This window comes from Streptomyces sp. NPDC001927 (assembly GCF_053594455.1).
The window spans coordinates 638,641-664,402 of record NZ_JBSFEN010000002.1 but is presented as its reverse complement, the minus strand read 5'-3'; the positions used below and the strand labels follow the sequence as shown (position 1 = coordinate 664,402).

The 25,762-nt window shown below is 71.8% G+C and carries 17 protein-coding genes, 1 tRNA gene and 2 riboswitches; of the genes, 7 read left to right on the top strand and 11 right to left on the bottom strand.

Going from position 1 to position 25,762, the window contains the following annotated elements; genetic code table 11:
- Both ACWCO8_RS07405 and ACWCO8_RS07400 read right to left on the bottom strand, forming a co-directional pair.
- On the bottom strand, positions 1 to 894 hold the full coding sequence (locus tag ACWCO8_RS07405) for a transketolase family protein (RefSeq protein WP_451031384.1): 894 nt from the start codon (positions 892 to 894) through the stop codon (positions 1 to 3).
- Positions 895 to 975: 81 nt separating this feature from the next.
- Positions 976 to 1,662: a transketolase gene (locus tag ACWCO8_RS07400; RefSeq protein ID WP_451031383.1), complete on the bottom strand. Its 687-nt coding sequence runs from the start codon at positions 1,660 to 1,662 to the stop codon at positions 976 to 978.
- 126 nt (positions 1,663 to 1,788) lie between these two features.
- On the opposite strand from ACWCO8_RS07400, the gene ACWCO8_RS07395 reads away from it, so the two are divergent.
- Positions 1,789 to 1,865 (top strand) — tRNA-Pro (locus ACWCO8_RS07395).
- A gap of 154 nt (positions 1,866 to 2,019) precedes the next feature.
- On the opposite strand, the gene ACWCO8_RS07390 is transcribed toward ACWCO8_RS07395, so the two are convergent.
- The gene (locus ACWCO8_RS07390) at positions 2,020 to 4,596 is read right to left on the bottom strand and encodes a SpoIIE family protein phosphatase (protein WP_451031382.1); all 2,577 of its coding nucleotides are present in this window, start codon (positions 4,594 to 4,596) and stop codon (positions 2,020 to 2,022) included.
- Between the two features lie 476 nt (positions 4,597 to 5,072).
- On the opposite strand from ACWCO8_RS07390, the gene ACWCO8_RS07385 reads away from it, so the two are divergent.
- A complete protein-coding gene (locus tag ACWCO8_RS07385; RefSeq protein WP_451031381.1) occupies positions 5,073 to 6,581 on the top strand; it encodes a DUF4246 domain-containing protein in 1,509 nt (502 codons plus the stop codon).
- 20 nt (positions 6,582 to 6,601) lie between these two features.
- Here ACWCO8_RS07385 and ACWCO8_RS07380 read toward each other — a convergent pair whose 3' ends face one another.
- The 4 genes from ACWCO8_RS07380 to ACWCO8_RS07365 form a co-directional block, all read right to left on the bottom strand.
- Positions 6,602 to 7,831 (bottom strand): glycosyltransferase, encoded by a 1,230-nt coding sequence (locus ACWCO8_RS07380; RefSeq protein WP_451031380.1) that lies wholly within the window; start codon positions 7,829 to 7,831, stop codon positions 6,602 to 6,604.
- Between the two features lie 148 nt (positions 7,832 to 7,979).
- On the bottom strand, positions 7,980 to 8,969 hold the full coding sequence (gene meaB, locus ACWCO8_RS07375) for a methylmalonyl Co-A mutase-associated GTPase MeaB (RefSeq protein WP_451031379.1): 990 nt from the start codon (positions 8,967 to 8,969) through the stop codon (positions 7,980 to 7,982).
- Complete coding sequence (gene scpA / locus ACWCO8_RS07370; protein ID WP_362002762.1) at positions 8,966 to 11,140, bottom strand: methylmalonyl-CoA mutase; 2,175 nt, start codon at positions 11,138 to 11,140, stop codon at positions 8,966 to 8,968. The genes meaB and scpA overlap by 4 nt, the downstream gene beginning before the upstream one ends.
- Positions 11,140 to 12,948, bottom strand: a complete 1,809-nt coding sequence (locus ACWCO8_RS07365; protein ID WP_451031378.1) for a methylmalonyl-CoA mutase family protein — start codon at positions 12,946 to 12,948, stop codon at positions 11,140 to 11,142. The genes scpA and ACWCO8_RS07365 overlap by 1 nt, the downstream gene beginning before the upstream one ends.
- A gap of 161 nt (positions 12,949 to 13,109) precedes the next feature.
- A riboswitch (cobalamin riboswitch) is annotated at positions 13,110 to 13,281 on the top strand.
- 265 nt (positions 13,282 to 13,546) lie between these two features.
- Here ACWCO8_RS07365 and ACWCO8_RS07360 point away from each other — a divergent pair.
- From ACWCO8_RS07360 to ACWCO8_RS07340, 5 genes are read left to right on the top strand one after another with little or no spacing between them, the layout of a single operon-like run.
- The gene (locus ACWCO8_RS07360; protein WP_451031377.1) at positions 13,547 to 15,070 is read left to right on the top strand and encodes a CoA-acylating methylmalonate-semialdehyde dehydrogenase; all 1,524 of its coding nucleotides are present in this window, start codon (positions 13,547 to 13,549) and stop codon (positions 15,068 to 15,070) included.
- Positions 15,071 to 15,076: 6 nt separating this feature from the next.
- On the top strand, positions 15,077 to 16,225 hold the full coding sequence (locus ACWCO8_RS07355) for an acyl-CoA dehydrogenase family protein (protein WP_451031376.1): 1,149 nt from the start codon (positions 15,077 to 15,079) through the stop codon (positions 16,223 to 16,225).
- A complete protein-coding gene (locus tag ACWCO8_RS07350; RefSeq protein WP_451031375.1) occupies positions 16,222 to 17,316 on the top strand; it encodes an enoyl-CoA hydratase/isomerase family protein in 1,095 nt (364 codons plus the stop codon). The genes ACWCO8_RS07355 and ACWCO8_RS07350 overlap by 4 nt, the downstream gene beginning before the upstream one ends.
- Entirely contained in the window at positions 17,313 to 18,209 is an 897-nt protein-coding gene (gene mmsB, locus ACWCO8_RS07345) for a 3-hydroxyisobutyrate dehydrogenase (RefSeq protein WP_451031374.1), read from the top strand. The genes ACWCO8_RS07350 and mmsB overlap by 4 nt, the downstream gene beginning before the upstream one ends.
- Complete coding sequence (locus ACWCO8_RS07340) at positions 18,206 to 18,997, top strand: enoyl-CoA hydratase (RefSeq protein WP_451031373.1); 792 nt, start codon at positions 18,206 to 18,208, stop codon at positions 18,995 to 18,997. The genes mmsB and ACWCO8_RS07340 overlap by 4 nt, the downstream gene beginning before the upstream one ends.
- A 107-nt stretch (positions 18,998 to 19,104) precedes the next feature.
- Here ACWCO8_RS07340 and metE read toward each other — a convergent pair whose 3' ends face one another.
- From metE to aceA, 4 genes are all read right to left on the bottom strand, one after another.
- A complete protein-coding gene (gene metE, locus ACWCO8_RS07335; protein ID WP_451031372.1) occupies positions 19,105 to 21,423 on the bottom strand; it encodes a 5-methyltetrahydropteroyltriglutamate--homocysteine S-methyltransferase in 2,319 nt (772 codons plus the stop codon).
- A gap of 163 nt (positions 21,424 to 21,586) precedes the next feature.
- Positions 21,587 to 21,806, bottom strand: a riboswitch (cobalamin riboswitch).
- Positions 21,807 to 21,897: 91 nt separating this feature from the next.
- Entirely contained in the window at positions 21,898 to 22,788 is an 891-nt protein-coding gene (locus ACWCO8_RS07330) for a 3-hydroxybutyryl-CoA dehydrogenase (RefSeq protein ID WP_451031371.1), read from the bottom strand.
- Positions 22,785 to 24,383, bottom strand: a complete 1,599-nt coding sequence (gene aceB / locus ACWCO8_RS07325; protein WP_451031370.1) for a malate synthase A — start codon at positions 24,381 to 24,383, stop codon at positions 22,785 to 22,787. The genes ACWCO8_RS07330 and aceB overlap by 4 nt, the downstream gene beginning before the upstream one ends.
- A gap of 67 nt (positions 24,384 to 24,450) precedes the next feature.
- The gene (gene aceA / locus ACWCO8_RS07320) at positions 24,451 to 25,728 is read right to left on the bottom strand and encodes an isocitrate lyase (RefSeq protein WP_451031369.1); all 1,278 of its coding nucleotides are present in this window, start codon (positions 25,726 to 25,728) and stop codon (positions 24,451 to 24,453) included.
- Between the last annotated feature and the right edge of the window lie 34 nt (positions 25,729 to 25,762).

Sequence of the window (25,762 nt, the reverse complement as noted above, 5' to 3'; positions counted from 1 at the left end):
TCAGAGGTCGAAAAAGACCGAAACGCGCTCGCGCAGCCCGGCCGGGTCGAGGCCCTGCCCCGCGAGGTGCTCGTCGAGCGTGCCGTACCTGCGCAGCTCCCGGCGGGCGACGCCGAGCCCGAGGACCCGGTGCGGCAGCGCGGCGAGGGCGTCGTTGGCGGCGGCGGTCGACGTGCCGGCGAGGTACGGCTCGACCAGGACGACGTCCGGGCGTGCCGTGGTGACCGCCCGGCGCAGGCCCTCGGCGTCGAAGGGGCGCACGGTCGTGGCGTAGAGGACGGTCACGTCGAGGCCCTCGGTCGCGGCGAGGACGTTGTCGAGCAGGGGCCCGACGGCGACGACCACGCCGGCTCGACCCTCGCGGACGGTGCTGAATCCGGGGGAGACGGGGCGGGCGACGGCGTTGGACTGGACGGAGAGCCGGACGTAGTCGAGGCCGTCGCCCGCGGCCGCCTGCCGCACGAGGGCCTCCGCCTCGTCCGGGTGGCCGGGGACGTGGATCGTCCAGCCGTCGAGGGTGTCGAGCAGGGCCACGTCGCCGGGTGCCATATGGGTCAGGCCGCCGGCCGGCCAGTCGTAGGAGGCGCCCGCGCTGACCAGCACCCCGCCCACGCCCTGGTGGCCGAAGTCCAGCTTGATCTGCTCGAAGGGCCGCTCGACCAGGAAGCTCGCGAAGGTGTGCAGCACCGGCCGCATCCCGGCAAGGGCGAGCCCGCCGCCCGCGCCGATCAGCAGCTGCTCGCGGATCCCGACATTGATCACCCGGTCCGGATGGCGCCGCTCGGCCTCCCGGAAGCCGTCCCTGCTGATCTCGGCGAGGACGAGCGCGAGGCGCGGGTCCTCGTCGAGCAGCCGGCTGGTGGTGGCGATGAAGCGGTCACGCATCGTGTCCATGGGGGAAGCTCCTTCTTACGGGTCTCGGCTTACAGGCCTCGGCATACAGGCCTCGGTCTTACGGCTCTGGGTCCGGGCCGATCAGGCGTTCTTGGGCTCGACGCGGGCGACGACGGCGCGCGGTCGCCCCGGGTGGGGCGCGGTGAAGGCGGCGTACAGCGCCTCGTGGTCCCGCCCGTCGACGGTCTCGGCGGACCAGCCGGCGGCCTCGAACCGCGAGGCGATCCCGCCGGGCCAGCCGTGGGTGGCGGAGCCGTTGTCGATCACCAGGGTGTGCAGCGGCTCCAGACCCGCCGGCCCGGCGTAGGCGATGGCCTCGTGGTTGCTGCCCTCGTCCAGCTCGGCGTCCCCGATGAGCACCCACACCCGCGCCTCGGTGATCCCGCGCGCCCGCAGCCCGAGCGCGCTCCCCACGGCCAGCGGCAGCCCGTGCCCCAGCGACCCGCTGCCGATCTCGGCACCGGGCACGAGGGTCCGGTCGGGATGGTGCCCGAGGGGCGAGTCGTACGAGCCGAAGCCCGTGAGCAGCTCCTCGGGGAAGAACCCCTTGGCGGCGAGGACGGCGTAGTACGCCATCGGCCCGTGCCCCTTCGACAGCAGGAACCGGTCCCGGTCCTCCCGCCCCACGGTCTCGGGCGACACCCGCAACACCCGGTCGTAGAGCACCCAGAGCGCGTCGAGGGTGGAGGTGGCGGCGGGCGAGTGCTTCTCGTCGCCGGTCATCAGGCCCATGAGCCCGTGGAGCCGGTCGATGTCCGTGTTCGTCATGCCACCCACGGTGCAACCTCAAGCTTGCTTGAGGTCAACCCGTAAAGCGGTTCGTGACCACCCGTGGAAGTGCGGTATTGTTCTCATGCGCGTTCGGCCGGGGGAAACCCCAGGTCAGACGGGCACCGGGACGTGGCGCAGCTTGGTAGCGCACTTGACTGGGGGTCAAGGGGTCGCAGGTTCAAATCCTGTCGTCCCGACCATGCGGAAACGCAGGTCGGAGGCCGTTCTCTCATCCATGAGAGGGCGGCCCTTCGTGCGTTCGGACCCTTGGAGCGATCGGGAGCTGGCGAAACCACCCCGGCGCACCGTCGACCGCCGGTGGCCCGGGGCGGGGACGTCGACGGCGAAACTGGTCTAGGAGAGGGCACTGCCGGCGGCGGGCAGGACCTGTTCGGCCCAGATGACCTTGCCTTCCGGTGTGTACCGGGTGCCCCAGTGCTCGCTGAGCTGGGCCACCAGGAACAGCCCGCGGCCTCCCTCGTCCGTGGTGGCGGCGTACCGCAGATGCGGGGCGGTACTGCTGCCGTCCCACACCTCGCAGGTCAGAGTGCGATCGTGCAACAGACGAACGCGAACTGGCGCGGCGGCGTACCTTATGGCATTGGTGATGAGCTCGCTGAGGATCAGTTCTGTGGTGAAGGCGAGTTCCTCCAGGCCCCACTCCTCGAGTTGCTCGGCCGCGAGGGCGCGCACGGCGCCGACCTCGCTCGGGTCGAACGGTACGTCCCACTCTGCGACCCGGCCGGGGCCCAGAGTCCGTGTCCGGGCGATGAGCAGCGCGATGTCGTCGGCCGGCCGGAGGGGGAGCAGGGCGTCGAGTACGGCGCGGCGGCTGGCTTGCGGGTCTCGGTCGGGGTGGCTCAGCGCCGTGCGCAGCCTTTCCAAGCCCTCTGAAATGTCCCGGCTCCGCTCCTCGACCAGCCCGTCGGTATACAGGACAAGCTGACTGCCTTCCGCCATGTGCAGTTCCATGCTCTCGAAGGGCATGCCTCCCAGCCCCAGCGGGGGACCGGCCGGCAGTTCCGAGATCGTCGTCGTGCCGTCCGGGGCGACCACGAGCGGTGGCATGTGCCCTGCCCGCGCCATGGTGCAGTTCTGCGAGACCGGGTCGTAGACGGCGTACAGGCAGGTCGCGCCCAGGACACCGCCGTCCGAGGACGGGCTGTCGCCTTCCTGGTCCATGCGCTGGACGAGGTTGTCGAGACGGGCGAGGAGTTCGTCTGGCGGCAGATCCAAGGAGGAGAAGTTGTGCACGGCCGTGCGCAGCCGCCCCATGGTGGCTGCGGCGTGCAGGCCGTGCCCGACGACGTCTCCGACGACGAGCCCGACGCGGCTGCCCGGCAGCGGGATCACGTCGAACCAGTCCCCGCCCACTCCGGACTGGGCGGGCTGGTAGAAGTGCGCGACGTCCACCGCGCTCTGCTCGGGCAGATCCTGCGGCAGCAGGCTGCGCTGGAGCGTCACGGCGAGGTTGTGTTCGCGGGTGTAGCGGCGGGCGTTGTCCATGGTGACCGCGGCGCGGCCGACAAGCTCCTCGGCCAGGGACAGGTCGTCCTCGTCGAACGGTTCCGGCTTCTGCGACCGCCAGAAGTTGACGATCCCGAGCACGACACCTCTGGCTTTCAGCGGAGCCGCGATGAGCGAGTGGATGCCGTAGTCGACGATCCGGGACGTCCGCAGCGGGTCCTGGGCGTGCCAGCCCGGCGCGTCATGGAGATCGGGTACGAGTTCGGTCGTGCCCGTACCGTAGCCACGGGCCTGCGGTGTGGACGGCAGGAAGTCGATCAGTGCGCCGAGCGGGTACAGCGGGTGATCGGATCGGATGCCGCTGACCGCCGTGCGCCGCATGTCGGCGCCCGGGCCGGGCTCGTCGCCCTTCAGTACCGGGTCGGCCAGGTCGACCGTGACGAAGTCCGCGAACTGGGGAACGGCGACGTCGGCCAGTTCCTCCGCGGTGCGGACCACGTCGAGGGTGGTGCCGATGTCACCCCCGGCGTCGTACAGCAGCTTGAGCCGCTTGCGGGCCGTCTCCGCCCGGCTGCTCAGGAGCTGCATCTCGGTGGAGTCGCGGATGGTGACCGCCGAGCCATGCGGGCGCGTGGGCCGCTGATTGACCACGAGCAGCCGGTCCCCGGCCTCCAGCACCTCGTCGGTGGCCACCCGGCCGGACAGCAGCAGCTCCGCCATTCGGCGATCCATGCCGACCTCGTCGACGGGGCGTCCTTCGGCGTCGTCCGGCAGGCCGAGCAGTCGTCCGGCCTCGTCGTTCGCCAGGAGTAGCAGTCCGTCGCCGTCCGTGATCAGCACCCCTTCGCGGACGGAGTGGAGCACCGCGTCGTGGTGCTCGTACATGCGGGTCATCTCCTGCGTGCCGAGCCCGTGGGTCTGGCGGCGCAGTCTTCGGCTGATCAGCGCCGTGCCGACGGTGGCCAGAGCCAGACCGATGGCGATGGCCAGGAGGATGACCGGAAGCTGACGGTCGGCGATGCCGGTCACGCTGGCCACCGTCAGACCTGCCGATACCAGGGCGACAACCTCACCCTCGGGCGAGGTGACCGGGACGATCGCCTGGATCTCCTTACCGAGCGGCCCCTCCACACTCTCGGTGTACACCTCGCCGGCGAGTGAGGGCTCGATCGTGCCGACGAACCGCTCGCCGATGCGGTCGGGCTGGGGGTGGCTGTAGCGGATGCCGTTCGTGTCCATCACCACGATGAAGTCCACGCCCGCGTCCTTGCGTGTCTCCTCGGCGAGGGGCTGCAGGATCGCGGACGGGTCCGGCGAACTCAGCGCGTCCTGCAGGCCCAGGGAGTTCGCAAAGGTCTGAGCCACGGAAACCGACCGGTTGCGCGCTTCACGGTCGATGTCGTACCGCGACTGCAGCAGCAGAGCCAAGAGGGCCCCGGCGGCGAGCAGCACCACGATCGCCACCTGAAGGACGAAGACCTGTCCGGCGACGCTTCCGAATCTTCTGCCTAGGTTCGACCGCACCGGTACGCCGGGCACGGTAGACGACACGGGCTCACAACCCCAGTTGTAGCACCTCCCCGCGGCCAGGGCTCCTGGCTTTCACGGTACGCGTCTGAGCCACTACACAAGGTTCATCCTCTTCCGCGGCCGGCGGGTGAGTGGTGGACACGGCCCGAGTGGTCGCCGCGGTCGGGGAGAACGACAAGTCGCCCGTGTGGCTCGTCCCTCGGCGCCGGCCGTGGTGTTCAAGCGCAACTCGCGCCCAGAATTCGTTCGTTACGTCACGACAATCCCCATGGCCCCTACTCCTGGGGGTCAAGGGGTCGCAGGTTCAAATCCTGTCGTCCCGACTCCGCTTCTCGCAGGTCGGAGGCCGCGGTGTCAGTGGGCTGGGCTATCGTTCCCGCCACCTGACACCGACTGTAGGGATCACGAGATTGACCGGCCTGTCTGCTTTCCCGCTGCCCTTCAACGCCGCCCGTTCCCACGCGTTCGCGAAGCCCCGAACGCTGCGGGAACTCGAGATCATGCGGTGCAGCGCGCACATCCGGGCGAAGCCGGAGTGGTTCGACAAGATGAACGACGCCGACATCGTCGCCAGGTGGACGCGAGAGGCGGTCGACCAGGGCCTCACCGAAGCACAGGTCCGCTACGTGCTCGCCGAACTCGTGCACTACGCGGCGCTGCGGGATGAACGGACCGGCATCGAGGTGTCCGCCGTCGACGGGGTGTGGCAGTCGGACACACTGATGGACGACGAGCTCGGATCCCGGCTGCGTGAGGCGGTCCGGGTCCTGGAAGAGGTCCCCGACGCGGAACGGGACTGGCATCCCGGATCCGACGGGCAGGTACTGGATCTGGTTCACCCCTCACTGTTCTGCCTGGTGAACGGGGTGAGCGGCGAGCCCGAGCGGGCCTGGCAGAACCCGACGGACCAGTACTCGAAGTACGAGTTCTCGGAGCGGTTCCAGTGGCTGCCCACGGACGTCGACGTCAGCGACGACGGCGAAGTCGCCCTCCGTTCGTACGTCAACAACGTCCACCCCGAGACCCATCGCGAACTGGCCTCCGTCCTGCCGGACTTGTTCGCGCGCATGCGTCCGCTGCTGGAGAACGTGCTCACCGATCTCCGCCATCCGCGGCCGCTGCGGATCGAGGCCGATCCCTTCGGGTGGTACGACTCGGAGCCGGTGTATCCGAAGAAGTCCGACTACAGCGATGCCGGGGCCCACTCGGATGCCCTCGACGCGTGGACGGACGCCTACGAGGAGTGGTGGGAAAACCGCCGCCCGGTTATCCCGGACGCCCCGGCCTTCACCGCGCCCGAGGCGCCCGACGCGTCCGCCCGAGTCGATCTGCGCGGTCGCCGTCTTCAGGTCATCGTCAAGCTCGCCACCGTGCATCTCACCCCGGAGAAGCCCGAGTACGCGGGGGGTTCCTGGCATGTCGAGGGGATGCTGAACGAGCGGATCGTCTCGACCGGCATCTACTACTGGGACAGCGAGAACATCACCGAGAGCCGGCTGGGTTTCCGGGCCGCACTCGACGACCCGCACTACGCGCAGAACGACGACGACGGCCTGCGCGAGGTCTACGGTCTGGAGGACGAGGACGCGCTGAACCAGCTGCTGGGATCGGCGTCGACGCCGGCGGGCCGCTGCCTGGCGTTCCCGAACGTCCTGCAACACCGCGTCGGCTCGTTCCGCCTCACGGACCCCACGCGCCCGGGACACCGCAAGATCCTCGCGTTCTTCCTGGTCGACCCGTCGGAACGGATCGTCTCGACGTCCGATGTGCCACCGCAGCAACCGTGGTCCGACACCTCGACCATGACGCTGGAGCAGGCCAAGGACCACCGCGAACAGCTCATGCGGGAACGCAAGTTCTTCGTCGACGAACACAACGAGCAGCTCTACGAGCGAGAGTTCTCCCTCTGCGAGCACTGACCCTCGTGGGCCGTTGAGGGTTACGCGGTCGTGGGTGGCTTGTGCGTGCCGGCTGCGTCCAGGAGCAGTCGGGCGGCGACGGTGGCGCCGTCGGTACGCATCGCGGCGGCCACGGCCGCGGCTCGGGTTCGGGTGTCGGGGGCCAGGGCGGTGGTGAGCGCGGCGGTCAGGGAGCCGACGGTGGCTGTCGGGCCCTCGTGTGCGACGCCGATGCCCAGCTCGGCCACGCGGGCGGCCCAGGAGGGCTGGTCGCCGATCTGGGGGACCACCACCTGGGGCGTGCCGGAACGGGAGGCTGTGGTCGTGGTGCCCGCTCCGCCGTGGTGCACGATCGCGGCGACCCGGGGGAACAGGGCCTGCTGATTGACCTCGCCGACGACGAAGCAGTCGTCGGCGTCGTCGATCGGGGCCAGCCCGGCCCAGCCGCGGGCGAGGACGACCCGGCGGCCCTGCGCGCGGCTCGCCTCGACGGCCACGCGGGCGGTCTCCTCCGGGGAGGCTGTCGCCATGCTGCCGAAGCCCACGTACACCGGCGGTTCACCGGCGTCCAGGAAGGCCTCCAGCTCTCGCGGTAGCGGACGGTGGTCGGGCAGGACCCACGCCCCGGTCTGCACGACGTCGATGTCCGTCCTGTCCGGCGGCGCCGGGCACAGGGTCGCGTCAGCCGCCAGCCAGGGGAAGTCGGTGTAGACGTAGTCGAGGACGTCGTCCACCGGCGGCAGGCCGACACCCGCCCGGTGGCCGTTGAGGGCATCGGCGAACATCGCGATCGCCTTCTGGCCCTGTTCCCAGTGGGCCTTGTCGGCCGCGTCCTGCGCGGTATGCCCGCTCGCCTCCGGGGCGATCTTCCGTGGCGGCAGTCCGCGCACGTGGTAGCACCCGTAGACATAGGGGATGCCGACCTTGTCGGCCGCTCCCCGTGCGCCGGCGGCCGCCATCATGCCGTTCGCCAGGAGCACGTCGCATCCCTGGGCCGCTGTCGCGAGCGTGTCGAACCCGGCGGCGACCAGGTCGGAAGCGAGCCGGACCGCGTCCTGTGCCGTCGGCGGCTTCGCGCCTGCGGTCACCGAGCGCACGGTCGGGCCGATCGGCACCAGCGGCACGCCCGCCCGCGCGAACAGCGTCGCGAACTCCTCGTCCGGAGGCGCGCACACCAGCGCCTCCGCGCCGAGCCCCCGCAAGGCCACCGCGAGCCCCACCAGCGGCTCGACGTCCCCGCGCGATCCCCACGTCGTCAGCAGCACACGCACGTCACATCTCCCACCAGCCGAAGTCGCCAAGGAACGGGGCCTTCAAGCCCTACCCCGTTCTCCTGCACTCCGGACCTCGATGCAACGCGATGAAGCATCCGGGTGAGGAACGATCCGGTACCCGGGAGGCTCCTCCCGGGCACCGGACTCAGCCTCTGTCCGTCGGCTCCTCGAACGCCCGCAGCAGCCGCTCCGCGGCCGTGGTCGCCGTCAACACGCCGTCCCTCAGCTGCTGTTCGACGTCGGGGGCCACCGCGCGTACGGCGGGGTGGGCGTGCAGGCGGCTGAGCAGCTCGTCCCTGACCATCGTCCAGGTCCAGTCGACCTGCTGGTCCCTGCGCCGGGCGGCGAGCCGGCCGGTCGAGTCGAGCAGGGTGCGGTGCTGTTCGAGCCGCTCCCAGACGGTGTCGAGCCCCGTCGACTCGCGGGCGCTGCAGTGCAGGACCGGCGGCGTCCACACCGCGTCCGCGCCGTGCATCAGCCGCAGCGCGCCCGACAGTTCGCGGGCGGCGGCGCGGGCGTCGCGTTCGTGCGGACCGTCCGCCTTGTTGACGGCGATGACGTCGGCCAGCTCCAGGACACCCTTCTTGATGCCCTGCAGCTGGTCGCCCGTCCGCGCCAGGGTGAGCAGCAGGAACGAGTCGACCATCTCGGCCACGGCGGTCTCGGACTGACCGACACCGACGGTCTCGACGAGGACCACGTCGTAGCCCGCGGCCTCCATCACGATGATCGACTCGCGCGTCGCCTTGGCGACCCCGCCCAGCGTCCCCGCCGTCGGCGAGGGCCGGACGAAGGCCGCCGGGTCCACGGCGAGGCGCTCCATCCGTGTCTTGTCGCCGAGGATGGAGCCGCCGGTCCGGCTGGACGACGGGTCGACGGCGAGCACCGCGACGCGGTGACCGGCGCCGGTCAGCATCGTGCCGAAGGCGTCGATGAACGTCGACTTGCCGACGCCCGGCACCCCGCTGATCCCGATGCGCCGCGCCCGGCCGCTGTGCGGCAGCAGCTCGGTGAGCAACTGCTGTGCAAGCGCCCGGTGTTGGGGACGGGTGGACTCGACGAGCGTGATCGCGCGTGCCACGACGGCACGCTTCCCGTCGAGCACCCCCTTCACATACGCGTCGAGGTCGATCACAGCTCGTGCCCGAGGCCGTCCGACAGTCGCCGTACCAGGTCGTGGGCCGCGTCCGGGATCACCGTGCCGGGCGGGAAGACGGCGGCCGCGCCCATCTCCAGGAGCGTCGGCACGTCCTGCGGCGGGATCACCCCGCCCACCACGATCATGATGTCCTCGCGGCCCTCCGCCGCCAGCTCCTCCCGCAGCGCCGGTACGAGCGTGAGGTGGCCGGCGGCCAGCGAGGACACCCCGACGATGTGCACGTCCGCCTCGACGGCCTGCCGGGCGACCTCGCCGGGGGTCTGGAACAGCGGGCCGACGTCCACGTCGAAGCCCAGGTCGGCGAAGGCGGTGGCGATCACCTTCTGGCCTCGGTCGTGGCCGTCCTGGCCCATCTTGGCGACCAGGATGCGCGGCCGGCGGCCCTCGGCCTCGGCGAAGGCGTCGACCAGGGTGCGGGTGCGTTCGACGGACGGGGACTGCCCGGCTTCGGTGCGGTACACACCGGAGATCGTACGGATCTGGCTCGCGTGCCGTCCGTACACCTTCTCCAGGGCGTCGGAGATCTCACCGACGGTCGCCTTGGCGCGCGCCGCCCGAACGGCCAGCTCGAGCAGGTTGCCCTCGCCGCCCGCGGCCCGGGTGAGCGCGTCGAGCGCGTCCTGGCACGCGGTCTCGTCCCGCTCCTCGCGCAGCCGCCGCAACTTGGCGATCTGCTGGGCGCGTACGGAGGAGTTGTCGACCTTGAGCACGTCGATCTGCTCGTCGGAGTCCACCCGGTACTTGTTCACGCCGATCACCGGCTGGCGCCCGGAGTCGATGCGCGCCTGGGTCCTGGCCGCGGCCTCCTCGACGCGCAGCTTCGGGATGCCGGCGTCGATGGCCTGCGCCATGCCGCCCGCGCGCTCGACCTCCTGGATGTGCTTCCAGGCGCGGCGGGCCAGGTCGTACGTCAGCTTCTCGACGTACGCGCTGCCGCCCCAGGGGTCGATGACCCGGGTCGTGCCGGACTCCTGCTGGATGAGCAGCTGGGTGTTGCGGGCGATCCGCGCCGAGAAGTCGGTGGGCAGCGCGAGCGCCTCGTCGAGGGCGTTCGTGTGCAGCGACTGGGTGTGGCCCTGCGTGGCCGCCATCGCCTCGACGCAGGTCCGCGTCACGTTGTTGAAGACGTCCTGGGCGGTCAGCGACCAGCCCGAGGTCTGCGAATGGGTGCGCAGGGAGAGCGACTTGACGTTCTGCGGCTCGAACTGCTTGACCAGCTTGGCCCAGAGCAGGCGGGCCGCCCGCATCTTGGCGATCTCCATGAAGAAGTTCATGCCGATCGCCCAGAAGAAGGAGAGCCGGGGCGCGAACGCGTCGACGTCCAGGCCCGCTTCGCGCCCCGCCCGGATGTACTCGACGCCGTCGGCGAGGGTGTACGCGAGCTCCAGGTCGGCCGTCGCGCCCGCCTCCTGGATGTGGTAGCCCGAGATGGAGATCGAGTTGTAGCGCGGCATCCGCTGCGAGGTGAAGGCGAAGATGTCGGAGATGATCCGCATCGACGGCTTCGGCGGGTAGATGTAGGTGTTGCGGACCATGAACTCCTTGAGGATGTCGTTCTGGATGGTCCCGGCCAACTTCTCGGGCGGTACGCCCTGTTCCTCCGCCGCGACGATGTACAGCGCGAGCACGGGCAGCACCGCGCCGTTCATCGTCATCGACACCGTCATCTTGTCCAGCGGGATGCCGTCGAAGAGCTGGCGCATGTCGTAGATCGAGTCGATCGCCACGCCCGCCATGCCGACGTCACCGGTCACGCGCGGGTGGTCGCTGTCGTAACCCCGGTGGGTGGGCAGGTCGAAGGCGACCGAGAGCCCCTTCTGACCGGCCGCCAGATTGCGCCGGTAGAAGGCGTTGGACTCCTCGGCCGTGGAGAAGCCGGCGTACTGCCGGATCGTCCAGGGCTGGTTGACGTACATCGTCGGGTACGGGCCCCGCAGGTACGGCGCCATGCCCGGGTACGTCCCCAGGAAGTCGAGGCCCTCCAGGTCCTGGCCGGTGTACAGCGGCTTGACCGCGATGCCCTCCGGGGTCTCCCAGAGCAGGTCGTCACCGCCGGCGGCCTTCTTCACGGCGGTGCGCCACTCGTCGGCGCTTCCGTCGGCGGCCGGGGTACCCAGCTCGATCCCGGAGAAGTCGGGGACGGACATCAGGACACTCCCATCCGGTCAAGGGTGGCGACGAGCACGGCGACCGTGTCGCAGCCCGCGAAGACATAGCTGTCGACACCCGCGTACTGCGCGGGCCGGCCCGCGAGGAACACATGCCCCGCGCCTGCGGCCCGCAGCTCGCGCGCGCGTTCCTCCGCCTGTTCCTCGTAGAGCGCGTCGCTGGAGCAGAGGCACGCCTCGCTCGCCCCGCTCTCCTCGAAGGTGCCCTCGGTGACGGCCTCGATACCGCCCGCCTGGAAGAGGTTGGCGGCGAACGTGGCGCGTGCCGTGTGCGCGGCGGCGGGGCCGAGCGTGGCGAGGTAGATCCGCGGCCGGGCGCCGGTCGCGGCGAGGTGCGCGTCGGAACGGGCGCGCAGCGCCTCGAAGGCGTCGTCGCGGCGGACCCGGGGGAGCCCGCCGGACGGCGGCTCGGGCGCGGGTTCGCGGACGACGGGGTTCTCGGCGAGGTTCGGGAACTCGCTGACGCCGGTGACGGGTTCGCGGCGCTTGGCGAGCTTCGCGCTGCGGGCCGACCAGGTCTCGGCGAGCCGGTCGCCGATCATCCCGGAGCGCAGCGCGGCGGCCTGGCCGCCGGCGCTCTCGATCGTCTGGAAGAACTCCCAGCCCGCGTGGGCGAGTTCGTCCGTGAGCCGCTCCACGTACCAGGAGCCGCCCGCGGGGTCGATGACCCGGGCGAGGTGCGACTCCTCGACGAGGATGGTCGAGGTGTTGCGGGCGATGCGGCGCGCGAACGCGTCCGGCAGCCCGAGCGCGTGGTCGAAGGGAAGCACGGTGACGGAGTCGGCGCCGCCCACGCCCGCGGCGAGCGTGGCCACGGTGGTGCGGAGCATGTTCACCCACGGGTCGCGCCGGGACATCATCACCGGGGAGGTCACCGCGTGCTGCCGCTGCGCGCCCGCGCCGCTCGCCCCGCTGACCTCGGCCACCCGGGCCCAGAGCCTGCGCGCGGCACGGAGCTTGGCGATGGTGAGGAATTGGTCCGCCGTGGCCGCGTACCGGAACTCCAGCTGGCCGAGGGCCTGTTCGACGGAGAGTCCGGCCTCCGTGAGCTGCCGCAGATAGGCGACGCCGGTCGCGAGGGCGCACCCCAGCTCCTGCGCGGCCGAGCCGCCGGCCTCGTGGTACGGCAGCGCGTCCACGGTCAGCGCCCGCAGGCCCGGGTACTCCTCGACGCAACGCCCGGCGAGGCCGACGGCGGGGGAGAGGTCGTGGGGCCGGCCCGTGCGGGCCTCCAGGCCGAGGGGGTCGGCGCCCAGGTTGCCGCGCGCCGCCTCCGGGGCGACGCCCCGCTCCTCGTACAGTCCGAGCAGCTCGCGCGCGGCCGCCTCCACGTCCTGCCCGGCGTCGAGGACGACCGGCGCGAGGTCGAGGTAGACGCCGTCGAGAGTCCGGCCGAGGCTGCCGAGGGGGATGCCGCCCTCGCCGACGACCAGCCAGAGCGAGGTGACGCCGTTCTCCAGGTCGGCGAGGACCGTCCCGGCGTCCGCGGTGGTGTGCCGCTGGCGCACGTCCCAGCCGCCGACCGTGTTCCCCTCGGGGCGCCCGGACCGTACGAAGGGCGCGAAGCCGGGCAGGCCGGGCTCGGGGGCGGTGTCCTCGGCGGCATAGAGGGGACGGACGCGGAGCGCGTCCTCCAGGGCGGTGGACAGGGCGTCCTCGGCCGCCGGGCCCTCCACGTCCTTGCCCGACTTGCGCAGTACCCCGGCTACCAGGTGCTGCCACTGTTCACGGGACGCGTCGGGGAATTCGGCGGCGAGGGCGAGCCCGTCGTCGGGAAGGACTGTCATGCTCGGATGGTAGGACAGCTCGCTCAGATGACAGCAGTGCACACCGCTGTGACCTTGCCCTCTCCAAGCAGGTCTTGAAGCCGCGGGCGACTCCGCTCTACTAAGGGGTGTCGCAGGTTCACCCGGCCGGGGGTGGATTTACTAGGACGTCCAACTATATAGTCGCGGCGAAGGCCCGCGGTGCAGGGAAGCCGGTGTGATTCCGGCGCGGTCCCGCCACTGTGACCGGGGAGTACGCCGTCGAGCAGCACGCCACTGACGAGTGATGTCGGGAAGGCGGACGGCGCGCGCTGATCCGGGAGTCAGGATACCGGCCGCGGGATGTTCCGTGTTGTCCACGAGGATGGAGCTGACACGCATGGCACCGGTGCGCCCGCACACTCCCCGCGGATCCGGCCGACGGGCACCCGCCCGTCGAGGACCCCGTCGAGCAGGACTCCACCACCCCACGACCGTCAGGACCTGACGGCGCCTCGCCATTCGCGCTCTCGCGCCGTACACCGCCACCACCCCGCCGCACCATCACGCCCCACCGGCGTGCGCGGGTCGTGGCGGCCTCCGGCGCGCCATCCGGATCACCTGACGAGAGCAGGCACTCATGGTCCGCGCACAAGACACCACCCCCGTCCGCGAGTTGACCCACTTCATCGGCGGCAGGCACACCCCGGGAACCTCGGGCGCCTACGGCGACGTGTACGACCCCAACACCGGCCAGGTCCAGGCCCGCGTGCCCCTCGCGAACCGGGCCGAGACCGAGGCCGCCGTTGCCGACGCCGCCCGGGCGCAGCGCGACTGGGCCGCCTGGAACCCGCAGCGCCGCGCCCGGGTCCTCCTGCGCTTCCTCCAGCTCGTCGAGCAGGAGAAGGACGAGCTCGCCCGGCTGCTCTCCTCCGAGCACGGCAAGACCGTCGCCGACGCCCACGGAGACCTCCAACGCGGCCTGGAGGTCGTGGAGTTCGCCGCCGGCATCCCGCACCTCCTCAAGGGCGAGTTCACCGACAATGCCGGCACCGGCATCGACGTCCACTCGCTGCGCTCCCCGCTCGGCGTCGTCGCCGGCATCACGCCGTTCAACTTCCCCGCGATGATCCCGCTCTGGAAGGCCGCCCCCGCCCTGGCCTGCGGAAACGCCTTCATCCTCAAGCCCTCGGAGCGCGACCCCTCCGTACCGCTGCGGCTCGCCGAGCTCTTCCTGGAGGCGGGTCTTCCGGCGGGCGTCCTCAACGTCGTCAACGGCGGCAGGGTAGCCGTCGACACCCTCCTCGACGATCCCCGCGTCGCCGCCCTCGGCTTCGTCGGCTCCACCCCCGTCGCCGCGCACGTCTACGCCACCGCCGCCGCCCACGGCAAGCGCGCCCAGTGCTTCGGCGGCGCCAAGAACCACATGATCGTGATGCCGGACGCCGACCTCGACCAGGCGGTGGACGCCCTCATCGGCGCCGGGTACGGCTCGGCCGGCGAGCGGTGCATGGCCGTCTCGGTCGCCGTCCCCGTCGGCGAGGACACCGCCGACGCCCTCGTCGCCCGGCTGAAGGAGCGCATCGGCACGCTGAAGATCGGCCGGAGCGACGACCCGGACGCCGATTTCGGGCCGCTGGTCGGCCCGGACGCCGTCGACCGGGTCCGGAAGTACATCGGCATCGGGGTCGAGGAGGGAGCCGAACTCGTCGTCGACGGACGCGACTTCGTCCTTCCCGGGCACGAGGGCGGCTTCTTCGCCGGGGCCTCCCTCTTCGACCGGGTCACCCCGGACATGCGCGTGTACCAGGAGGAGATCTTCGGCCCCGTGCTCTGCGTGGTCCGCGCCGCCGATTACGAGGAGGCCCTGCGGCTGCCCAGCGAGCACCTCTACGGCAACGGCGTGGCGATCTTCACACGCGACGGCGACACCGCCCGCGACTTCACCCGGCGCGTCGACACCGGCATGGTCGGCGTCAACGTACCCATCCCGGTGCCGGTGGCGTACCACACCTTCGGCGGCTGGAAGCGGTCCGGCTTCGGCGACCTGAACCAGCACGGACCGGACGCCATCCGCTTCTACACCCGCACCAAGACCGTGACCTCGCGCTGGCCCGCCGGGCTCCGCGAGGGCGCGAGCTTCACGATCCCCACGATGGGCTGAGCGCCCATGACCACGACCCTGCTCACCGAGGACCAGCGGGCCCTGGTCGAGACCACCCTCGACTTCGCCCAGGACCACCTCGCCCCGCACGCCCTGGACTGGGACCGCGACAAGCACTTCCCCGTCGACGTCCTGCGCAAGGCCGCCGGACTCGGACTCGGCGGCGTCTACGTCCGCGAGGAGTCCGGCGGCTCCGGCCTCACCCGCTCCGACGGCGTCCTCGTCTTCGAGACCCTCGCCTCCGGCTGCCCGTCCATCGCGGGCTACCTCTCCATCCACAACATGGTCGCCTGGATGGTCGACCACTACGGCGACGACGCCCAGCGCCGCCGGTGGCTTCCGCGCCTGTGCGCCATGGACGACCTGGCCAGCTACTGCCTGACCGAGCCCGGCGCCGGATCGGACGCCGCCGCGCTCACCACCCGGGCCGTGCGCGACGGCGACCACTGGGTGCTCACCGGCGTCAAGCAGTTCATCTCCGGGGCGGGCGCCTCCCAGCTGTACCTGGTGATGGCCCGCACCGGGGGCGACGGCGCCGACGGCGTCTCCGCGTTCCTCGTCGACAAGGACGACCCCGGGCTCTCCTTCGGGCCCGACGAGCGGAAGATGGGCTGGAACGCCCAGCCCACCCGCCAGGTCGTCCTGGACGCTGTCCGGGTCCCCGCCGACCGGCTCCTCGGGGTCGAGGGCCAGGGCTTCCGCATCGCCATGAACGGCCTGAACGGCGGTCGGCTCGGCATCGCGGCCTGCTCCCTCGGCGGGGCCCGCAGCGCCCTCGACCGCAGCCTCACGCACCTCGCCGACCGGCAGGCGTTCGGGCGGCGGCTCCTCGACGCCCAGGCCCTCCGCTTCCGCCTCGCCGACATGGCGACCGAACTCACCGCCGCCCGCGCCCTGGTCCAGCAGGCCGCCCACGCCCTCGACCGCGGCGACCCCCGGGCGCCGGAGCTGTGCGCGATGGCCAAGCGGTTCGCCACCGACACCGGCTACTCCGTGGCCGACCGGGCGCTCCAACTGCACGGCGGCTACGGCTACCTCAGCGAGTACGGCATCGAGAAGATCGTCCGCGACCTGCGGGTCCACCAGATCCTGGAAGGAACCAACGAGATCATGCGCGTCATCGTGGCCCGCGGACTGACGGAGGCCTTCGAATGACCTCGACGACCTCCCCTGACGCCGCACACGCACACGTCCTGCTCCACACCACTGGCCGCATCGGCCACATCACCCTCAACCGCCCCCAGGCCCTCAACGCCCTCACCCACCCCATGGTGCGGCGGATCGACGCGGCCCTCACCGCCTGGGAGCACGACCCGGCCGTCGAGACCGTCGTCATCAGCGGCGCCGGGGAGCGCGGGCTCTGCGCGGGCGGCGACATCCGCGCCATCCACGAGGACGCCCGCGCGGGCGGCCGGGCCTCCGCCGCCTTCTGGCGCGACGAGTACCGGCTCAACGCCAGGATCGCCCGCTACCCCAAGCCGTACGTCGCCCTCATGGACGGCATCGTCATGGGCGGCGGTGTCGGGATCTCCGCGCACGGCAGCGTCCGGATCGTCACTGAACGCTCCCGGATCGCCATGCCCGAGACCGGCATCGGCTTCGTCCCGGACGTCGGCGGCACCTATCTGCTCGCCCTCGCCCCCGGCGAACTCGGCACCCACCTCGCGCTGACCGGCACGCCGGTGGGCGCCGCCGACGCCCTGCTGTGCGGCCTCGCCGACCACCACGTACCGTCCGCCGAGCTGGGCGCCCTCCTAGCCGACCTGGCCGAGCTGCCCGTACGGGACGCCCTCGCCCGCCATGTGCGGCCCGCACCGCCCGGGGTGCTCGCCGGGCGCCGGGAGTGGATCGACGCCTGCTACGCCGCCGACACCGTCGAGGAGATCGTCCACCGGCTCCTCGGCCACGGGAGCCCGGAGGCGAAGGAGGCCGCCGAGACCCTGCTCGCCAAGTCCCCGACCGCGCTCAAGGTCACCCTGGCCGCCCTGCGCCGGGCCCGGCACCTCGGCCCGCTGGAGCGGGTCCTCGACCAGGAGTACCGGATCTCCTGCGCGGCCCTGACCGGACCCGACCTGGTGGAGGGCATCCGCGCCCAGGTCGTCGACAAGGACCGCAACCCGCGCTGGCGCCCGGCCACCCTCGACGAGGTCACCGACGCCGACGTCCAGCGCTTCTTCGCCCCGCTCCGCGAGCTCCCCGAACTGGGGCTCGCCGGACCCGAATCCACCCCGGAGGTGGCCTGGTGAGCCGTACCGTCGCGTTCATCGGACTCGGACACATGGGCGGCCCCATGGCCGCCCACCTCGTCGAGGCCGGCCATCGCGTCCTCGGCCACGACCTCGACGCCGACGCCCTGGCCTCCGCCGCCCGGGCGGGCGTGGAGCCCGCGGCCTCCGCAGCCGAGGCGGTCTCGGGCGCGGACGTCGTCGTCACCATGCTGCCGGCCGGCCGCCACGTCCTCGATCTGTACGACGGCGTCCTCGCCGCCGCTCGCCCCGGCATCCTGTTCGTCGACTGCTCGACCATCGACGTGGCCGACGCCCGTACCGCCCACGAACGGGCGACGGCCGCCGGTCTGCGGGCCCTGGACGCCCCGGTCTCGGGTGGCGTGGTTGGCGCGGAGGCCGCCACGCTGACCTTCATGGCCGGTGGGGGCGAGGAGGAGTTCGCCGAGGCCCGCCCCCTCCTCGACGCCATGGGGAAGAAGGCCGTCCACTGCGGCGGACCGGGCGCGGGCCAGGCCGCCAAGATCTGCAACAACATGATCCTCGGCGTCTCCATGATCGCCGTCAGCGAGGCGTTCGTCCTCGGCGAGAGCCTCGGCCTCTCCCACCAGGCGCTGTACGACGTGGCCTCGACGGCCTCCGGGCAGTGCTGGGCGCTCAGCGTCAACTGCCCCGTCCCCGGGCCCGTTCCGACCAGTCCCGCCAACCGGGAGTACCGGCCCGGCTTCGCCGCCTCCCTGATGGCCAAGGACCTGGGCCTGGCCGCCAACGCCGCCCGAGCCGGTGGCGTCCACGCCGAACTCGGCCTACGGGCAGCAGAGTTGTACGCCGCCTACGCCGAACGCATCGGAGCCACCGAGGACTTCTCCGGCATCGTCCGCACCATCAGGCAGAACGACGGAGGACACGCATGACCGCCCCCGAGGCGCAGGAGTACGAAACCATCCTGGTCGAACGCAAGGGCCGCACCGCCCTCGTGACCCTCAACCGGCCCGGCGCCCTCAACGCGCTGAACCTCCAGGTCATGAACGAGGTCGTGGCCGCCACCGAGGCCCTCGACCGGGACCCGGAGTGCGGCTGCGTCGTCCTCACCGGCTCGGCCAAGGCCTTCGCCGCCGGGGCCGACATCAAGGAGATGCGGCCCCAGGGCTACCTGGACATGTACCTCGCGGACTGGTTCGCCGCCTGGGACCGGCTCGCCCAGCTGCGCACCCCGACCGTCGCCGCCGTCTCCGGGTACGCCCTCGGTGGCGGCTGCGAACTCGCCATGCTCTGCGACGTCCTGCTCGCCGCCGACACCGCCGTCTTCGGCCAGCCGGAGATCAAACTGGGCGTCATCCCGGGCATCGGCGGCTCCCAGCGGCTGACCCGAGCGGTCGGCAAGGCCAAGGCCATGGAGATGTGCCTCACCGGGCGCACCATGGACGCGGCCGAGGCCGAACGCGCGGGCCTCGTCTCCCGGGTCCTCCCCGCCGACGAACTGCTCCCCGAGGCCCTCGCCGTCGCCGAGACGATCGCCGGCATGTCGCTGCCGGTCGCGATGATGGCCAAGGAAGCGGTCGCCAGGGCCTTCGAGACCACGCTCACCGAGGGCGTGCGCTTCGAACGGCGGCTGTTCCACGCGGTGTTCGCCACCGCCGACCAGAAGGAGGGCATGGCCGCCTTCGTCGACAAGCGACCGCCTGAGTTCCGCCACCGCTGACATCGGACCGACCGGTCGACTGACTGACTGACTGACTGACTGACCGACCGACCGGCGGGACGGGCCGGGGCACCCGCACGTGCCCTGGCCCGCTCGCGCGCGCTCGGTCAGGACGCCGGCAGCTCGCCCCGTACCGTGCGCGCCGCCGCGACCAGGTTCTCCAGCGAGGCGCGGGTCTCCGGCCAGCCCCGGGTCTTCAGACCGCAGTCGGGGTTGACCCAGAGCCGCTCGGCGGGGATGGCCTTGAGTCCCGTACGGAGCAGGTCTGCGGCCTCCTCGGCGCTTGGGACGCGCGGGGAGTGGATGTCGTACACACCGGGACCTGCCTCGCGCGGGTAGCCGTGCGCGGCCAGCTCGCGGGCGACCTGCATGTGCGAACGGGCGGCCTCCAGGCTGATCACGTCCGCGTCCAGGTCGTCGATGGCCTGCACGATGTCACCGAACTCCGCGTAGCACATGTGCGTGTGGATCTGGGTGTCCGGCCGTACCCCGCTGGTGGAGAGCCGGAACGCCTCCGTCGCCCAGTCCAGGTACGCGGCCCGGTCGGCCGCGCGCAACGGCAGGGTCTCCCGCAGGGCCGGCTCGTCCACCTGGACGACCGAAGTGCCCGCCGCCTCCAGGTCGTTCACCTCGTCGCGCAGGGCGAGCGCGACCTGCCGGGCGGTCTCGCCGAGCGGCTGGTCGTCCCGGACGAAGGACCAGGCGAGCATGGTGACCGGTCCCGTCAGCATGCCCTTGACCGGGCGGTGGGTCAGGGACTGCGCGTACGTCGTCCAGCGCACCGTCATCGGCGCGGGGCGCGAGATGTCGCCGGCCAGGATCGGCGGCCGGACGTACCGGGTGCCGTACGACTGGACCCACCCGTGCTGCGTCGCGAGGTACCCGGTCAGCTGCTCGGCGAAGTACTGGACCATGTCGTTGCGTTCGGGCTCCCCGTGCACCAGGACGTCCAGACCGGCCTTCTCCTGGAAGGCGATCACCTCCCGGACCTCGGCCTTGACGCGCTCCTCGTAGCCGGCCGTGTCGATCCGGCCCGCGCGCAGGTCGGCGCGGGCGGTGCGCAGTTCGTCCGTCTGCGGGAAGGAGCCGATGGTGGTCGTCGGCAGCAGCGGAAGACCGAGGTGGGCGTGCTGGGCGGCGGCCCGCTCGGCGTACGGCTGGGAGCGGCGGGTGTCGGCGGCGGAGACCGCGCCGGTACGGGCGCGCACGGCCGGGTCGCGGGTGAGCGGGGACTCCGCCCGCGAGGCCAGGTCGGCCCGGTTGGCGGCCAGTTCGGCGGCGATCGCGGGGGTGCCGTGGGACAGGCCCTTGGCGAGCGTGACCACCTCGGCGGTCTTCTGCCTGGCGAAGGAGAGCCAGCGCAGGATCTGCGGGTCGATGTCCCGCTCGGCGGCCGCGTCGAGGGGGACGTGCAGCAGCGAGCAGGAGGCCGCCACGTCGACCCGGTCGGCGAGCCCGAGCAGGGTGCCGAGGGTCGTCAGGGACTTCGCCAGATCGTTGACCCAGATGTTGCGGCCGTCGACCACGCCGGCGACCAGGCGCTTGCCCGGCAGCCCGCCCACGGCCGCGAGGGCCTCCAGGTTGGCGGCGGCGGAGCCGGTGAAGTCGAGCGCGAGCCCCTCGACGGGGGCCTTGGCGAGCACGGGCAGGGCCTCGCCGAGCCGGTCGAAGTACGAGGCGACCAGCAGCTTCGGCCGGTCCGTACGGCCACCGAGCTCGCGGTAGACACGGGCGGCGGCGTTCAGCTCGGCCGGGGTGCGGTCCTGGACCAGGGCGGGCTCGTCGAGCTGCACCCACTCGGCGCCCGCGGCCCGCAGGTCGGCGAGGACCTCGGCGTACACCGGCAGCAGCCGGTCGAGGAGCGTCAGCGGGTCGAAGTCGGCGGCCACCCCGGGCGCGCGCTTGGCGAGGAGCAGATAGGTCACGGGGCCGACGAGGACCGGACGGGCCGTCAGGCCGAGGGAGAGGGCCTCCGTCAGCTCGGCGACCTGCTTGGCGGAGTCCGCCGTGAAGACCGTGTCGGGTCCCAACTCGGGGACCAGATAGTGGTAGTTGGTGTCGAACCACTTGGTCATCTCCAGCGGCGCGACGTCCTGCGTACCGCGTGCCATGGCGAAGTAGCCGTCGAGGGGATCGGCGGAGACGGCGTCGCGGTGCCGCGCGGGGATCGCGCCGACCATGACGGTGGTGTCCAGGACGTGGTCGTAGAGGGAGAAGTCGCCGGTCGGCACCTCGTGGACGCCCGCTTCGGCGAGCCGGCTCCAGTGGGAGCGGCGCAGTTCGGCGGCGGTGGTCCGGAGGGCGTCGGCGGTGACGCGGCCCTTCCAGTACCCCTCGATCGCCTTCTTCAGTTCCCGGTGCTGCCCCTGACGGGGGTAGCCGTACACGGTGGCCCGTGCTGCCGCGGCTGCGGGCTTGGTGGTCACGGAGATCTCCTTCGCGAGATGAATCCCTGAGATCCCGGCGACGGGACGAGAGCGCGAAGGGGAGACCGACCGGACGGCCGACCTCGCGCCGTACGCGCGTGTCTCCGTCTCGTGTGGTCGCCGACCCGCCCTCGAGGTCACCGGAATGTCCGCGTACGCATGGTCGGTACGCGGGCAGTTGGCAGGTCTTCGGACTCGCGGGCACATCCTCCACGGGGGAGGACACCTACTGGCCGTCGCTTCCCAGACCCGTACGGGTCCAGTGCGTATGACGGCGGTCGTTCCCGCTCACCGCTGCGGGGCAGTCCCGGATTCCCACCGGGTTCCCTCTTACGACGCATCCCGTCCGGCTGACGGGGCGAACCAGCTGCACCGGCCACCCTAAGGGGCTGTTCAGCGCTGTGTCGGGAGATGTCCACCATACGGATGGTGAGGTGAGACACGCCCGCAGGTCCGCCCCCGCAGTCCCGGGGGTCAGCCCCGGCCGGGGTACGGGTGGAACCCCCGGCCCGTCTTGCGGCCGAGCAGCCCCGCCTCCACCATCCGCTGGAGCAGCGGGGGCGGCGCGTAGAGGGGCTCCTTGAACTCCTCGTACAGCGACTCCGCGATCGAGGCGACGGTGTCGAGACCGATGAGGTCGGCCAGCTTCAGCGGGCCCATCGGGTGGGCGCAGCCCAGCTCCATGCCGGCGTCGATGTCGGCGGCGGTGGCGAAGCCGGACTCGGCCATACGGATCGCGGCGAGGAGGTACGGCACGAGCAGCGCGTTGACGACGAACCCGGCCCGGTCCTGCGAGCGGACGACCGTCTTGCCGAGGACGTCCGTCGCGAAGCGCTCCACGCGGGCGACCGTGTCCGGCGCGGTGTGCAGCGAGCTCACGACCTCCACCAGCGGCAGCACCGGCACGGGGTTGAAGAAGTGCAGGCCCACCACCCGGTCGGCGCGGCTCGTCGCCATGCCGAGGCGCATCACGGGCAGCGAGGAGGTGTTGGTCGCCAGTACCGCCGAGGGATCCTCGACGATCTTGTCGAGACGGGTGAACACCTCGGTCTTCGCGTCCGCGTTCTCGACGACGGCCTCGATCACGAGCTGGCGGTCGGCCAACTCCTCGAGATCGCCGGTGAAGACGAGCCGGTCGAGGGCGCCCTGCGCGGCGGCCGGCTCCAGCTTGCCCCGGCGTACGGCACGGTCCAGGGAGGCGGTCACCCGCTCCCGCGCGGCCCGGGCGGTCACGGCGTCCGTCTCGCAGACGATCGTGTGCCGTCCGGCCCGCGCGCAGACCTCCGCGATACCCGCCCCCATCTGGCCGCCGCCGACCACCCCGACGCGGGTGATCTCCTCGGCGCCCGTGATCGCGGCGCTCATGACCGGGGCTCCGCGTGGCGCACGAGGTGGCGGGAGTAGGCGTCCGGGGTGAAGAACAGCGGCAGTTCACCGCTGAGGGCGTTCCGTTCGAAGATCGCCCGCACCTCCTCCAGTGGGGCCCACGGGTACTGGGCGCCGAGCGTGTCGAGCTCCTCGTCGAGCAGCCGTACGACGGTCTCCCGGTCGATCAGCCGGTGCCGCACCCACTGCCAGATCTGGACGCGCGCGATCTCCGCGGTCGCCGCGTCCTCCATCAGCCCGTCCAGGGCGACGGCGCCCTGACCGCGCAGCCAGGCCGCGAAGTAGCCGAGCGCGACCGCGATGTTCGTGCGGAGGCCCTCCTGGGTGGGCGGTCCACTGATCCGGCGTACCGACAGCAGGTCCGCCGGGGTCACCTCCACGTCGTCCCGCGTCCGGTGGATCTGGTCGGGCAGGTCGCCGAGCACGCCGTCGAACACCTCGCGGCAGACCGGGACGAGCCCGGGATGGGCGACCCAGGAGCCGTCGAAGCCGTCCTCCGCCTCCCGCTCCTTGTCGAGCCGCACCTTGGCGAGCGCCGCCTCGTGGGCGGACGGATCCTTGCTCGGCACCTGGGCCGCCATCCCGCCGATCGCGTGCGCGCCGCGCTTGTGGCAGGTGTGCACCAGGAGTTCGGTGTAGGCCCGCATGAACGGGGCGGTCATGGTGACCTTCGCCCGGTCGGGCAGGAGGAAGTCGGTGCGGTGGCCGAAGGTCTTGATCAGGCTGAACAGGTAGTCCCAGCGACCCGCGTTGAGACCCGAGCTGTGCTCGCGCAGCTCGTAGAGGATCTCCTCCATCTCGAACGCGGCCGTGATCGTCTCGATGAGCACGGTGGCGCGGACCGTGCCCCGGGGGATGCCGAGGAGCTCCTGCGCCAGCAGGAAAACGTCGTTCCACAGCCGAGCCTCGTACCGGTTCTCCAGCTTCGGGAGGTAGAAGTACGGGCCGTGGCCCGCGTCGATCTGGCGCTGGGCGCAGTGGAAGAAGTACAGGCCGAAGTCGACGAGGGAGGCGGGCACCGGGGTGCCGTCGAACTCCAGGTGCTCCTCCAGGAGGTGCCAGCCGCGCGGCCGGACGACGATCGTGGCGAGCCGGTCGCGGTCGGCGAGCCGGTACTCCTTGCCGTCCTCGCCGGTGAAGTCGATCCGCCGGTCGATCGCGTCGCGCAGGACGAGCTGGCCGCCGACGACGTTCTCCCAGGTCGGTGCCGTGGCGTCCTCGAAGTCCGCCATCCACACGCGGGCACCGGAGTTGAGGGCGTGGACCGCCATGCGGCGGTCCGGCGGACCGGTGATCTCGACCCGCCGGTCGGTCAGACCGGGCGCCGGTGGCGCGACCCGCCACGCGAGGTCGTCGCGGACGGTGGCGGTGACCGGGGAGAAGGCCAGCGGGGCCCCGCCGGCCAGGCGCAGAGCCTGGCGGCGGCGCTCCTTCATCAGGTCCAGTCGGCGTTCGCCGAACGCCTCCGCCAGCTTCCCGACGAAGTCCAGGGCGGCGGGGGTGAGGATCTCGGCGTGCCGGTCACCCGGTGCGGCGAGAACGCGGACACGGTGGGTCAGCGCGGTGGTGGGCATCGGATTCTCCTGGGGTGGCGGCGGGAGGGTCCCCGGCTTCGGCGGCTCGGGGACCCGAGGAAGGGGCCTAGTGGAACTGCTCTTCCTCCGTCGAGCCGGCCAGGGCCGTGGTGGAGGAGGCAGGGTTGACGGCGGTGGAGACCAGGTCGAAGTAGCCCGTGCCGACCTCGCGCTGGTGCTTGACGGCGGTGAAGCCCTGCGCCTGCGCGGCGAACTCCCGCTCCTGCAGGTCGACATAGGCGGTCATGCCGTGCTCGGCGTAGCCGCGGGCGAGGTCGAACATGCCGTGGTTGAGGGAGTGGAAGCCGGCCAGCGTGATGAACTGGAACTTGTAGCCCATCGCGCCCAGTTCGCGCTGGAACTTGGCGATCTGGTCGTCGTCCAGGGCCGCCTTCCAGTTGAAGGACGGCGAGCAGTTGTACGCGAGCATCTGGTCCGGGTACCGCGCGTGGATCGCCTCGGCGAACTCCCGCGCCTGCGCCAGGTCAGGGGTGCCCGTCTCGACCCAGATGAGGTCGGCGTACGGGGCGTAGGCGAGGCCGCGCGCGATGACCGGGCCCATGCCGTTACGGACGCGGTAGAAGCCCTCGGCCGTGCGCTCGCCGGTCACGAACTCGGCGTCGCGCTCGTCGACGTCACTGGTCAGCAGGGTCGCGGCCAGGGCGTCGGTGCGGGCGACGACCAGGGTCGGGGTGTCGGCGATGTCGGCGGCGAGGCGGGCCGCGTTCAGGGTTCGGATGTGCTGGGCGGTGGGCACGAGGACCTTGCCGCCGAGGTGGCCGCACTTCTTCTCGGACGCCAGCTGGTCCTCGTAGTGGATGCCTGCCGCACCGGCCGCGATCATCGCCTTGGTCAGCTCGAAGGCGTTGAGCGGGCCGCCGAACCCGGCCTCGGCGTCGGCCACGATCGGCGCGAGCCAGTCGGTGTCGTCGCCGCCCTCGGCCGTGGCGATCTGGTCCGCCCGCAGCAGGGCGTTGTTGATCCGACGGACCACCTGCGGCACCGAGTTGACCGGGTAGAGGCTCTGGTCGGGGTAGGTGTGGCCGGCCTGGTTGGCGTCGGCGGCGACCTGCCAGCCGGAGAGGTAGATGGCCTGGAGGCCCGCGCGCACCTGCTGGACGGCCTGGCCGCCGGTGAGCGCGCCGAGCGCGTGGACGTAGTCGAGGTCGTGGAGCTGCCGCCAGAGCCGCTCGGCGCCGCGCCGGGCCAGGGTGTGCTCCTCACGGACGCTGCCGGACAGCCGCAGCACGTCCTCCGCGGTGTACGTGCGCTCGATGCCGGCCCAGCGCGGGTCGGTCGCCCAGCGCTGGGCGAGCTGCTCCGCGGTCGGGTTCGTCGCTGCCATGATCGTCACCGTCTCCTTGGTTCTGTTGCGTTTG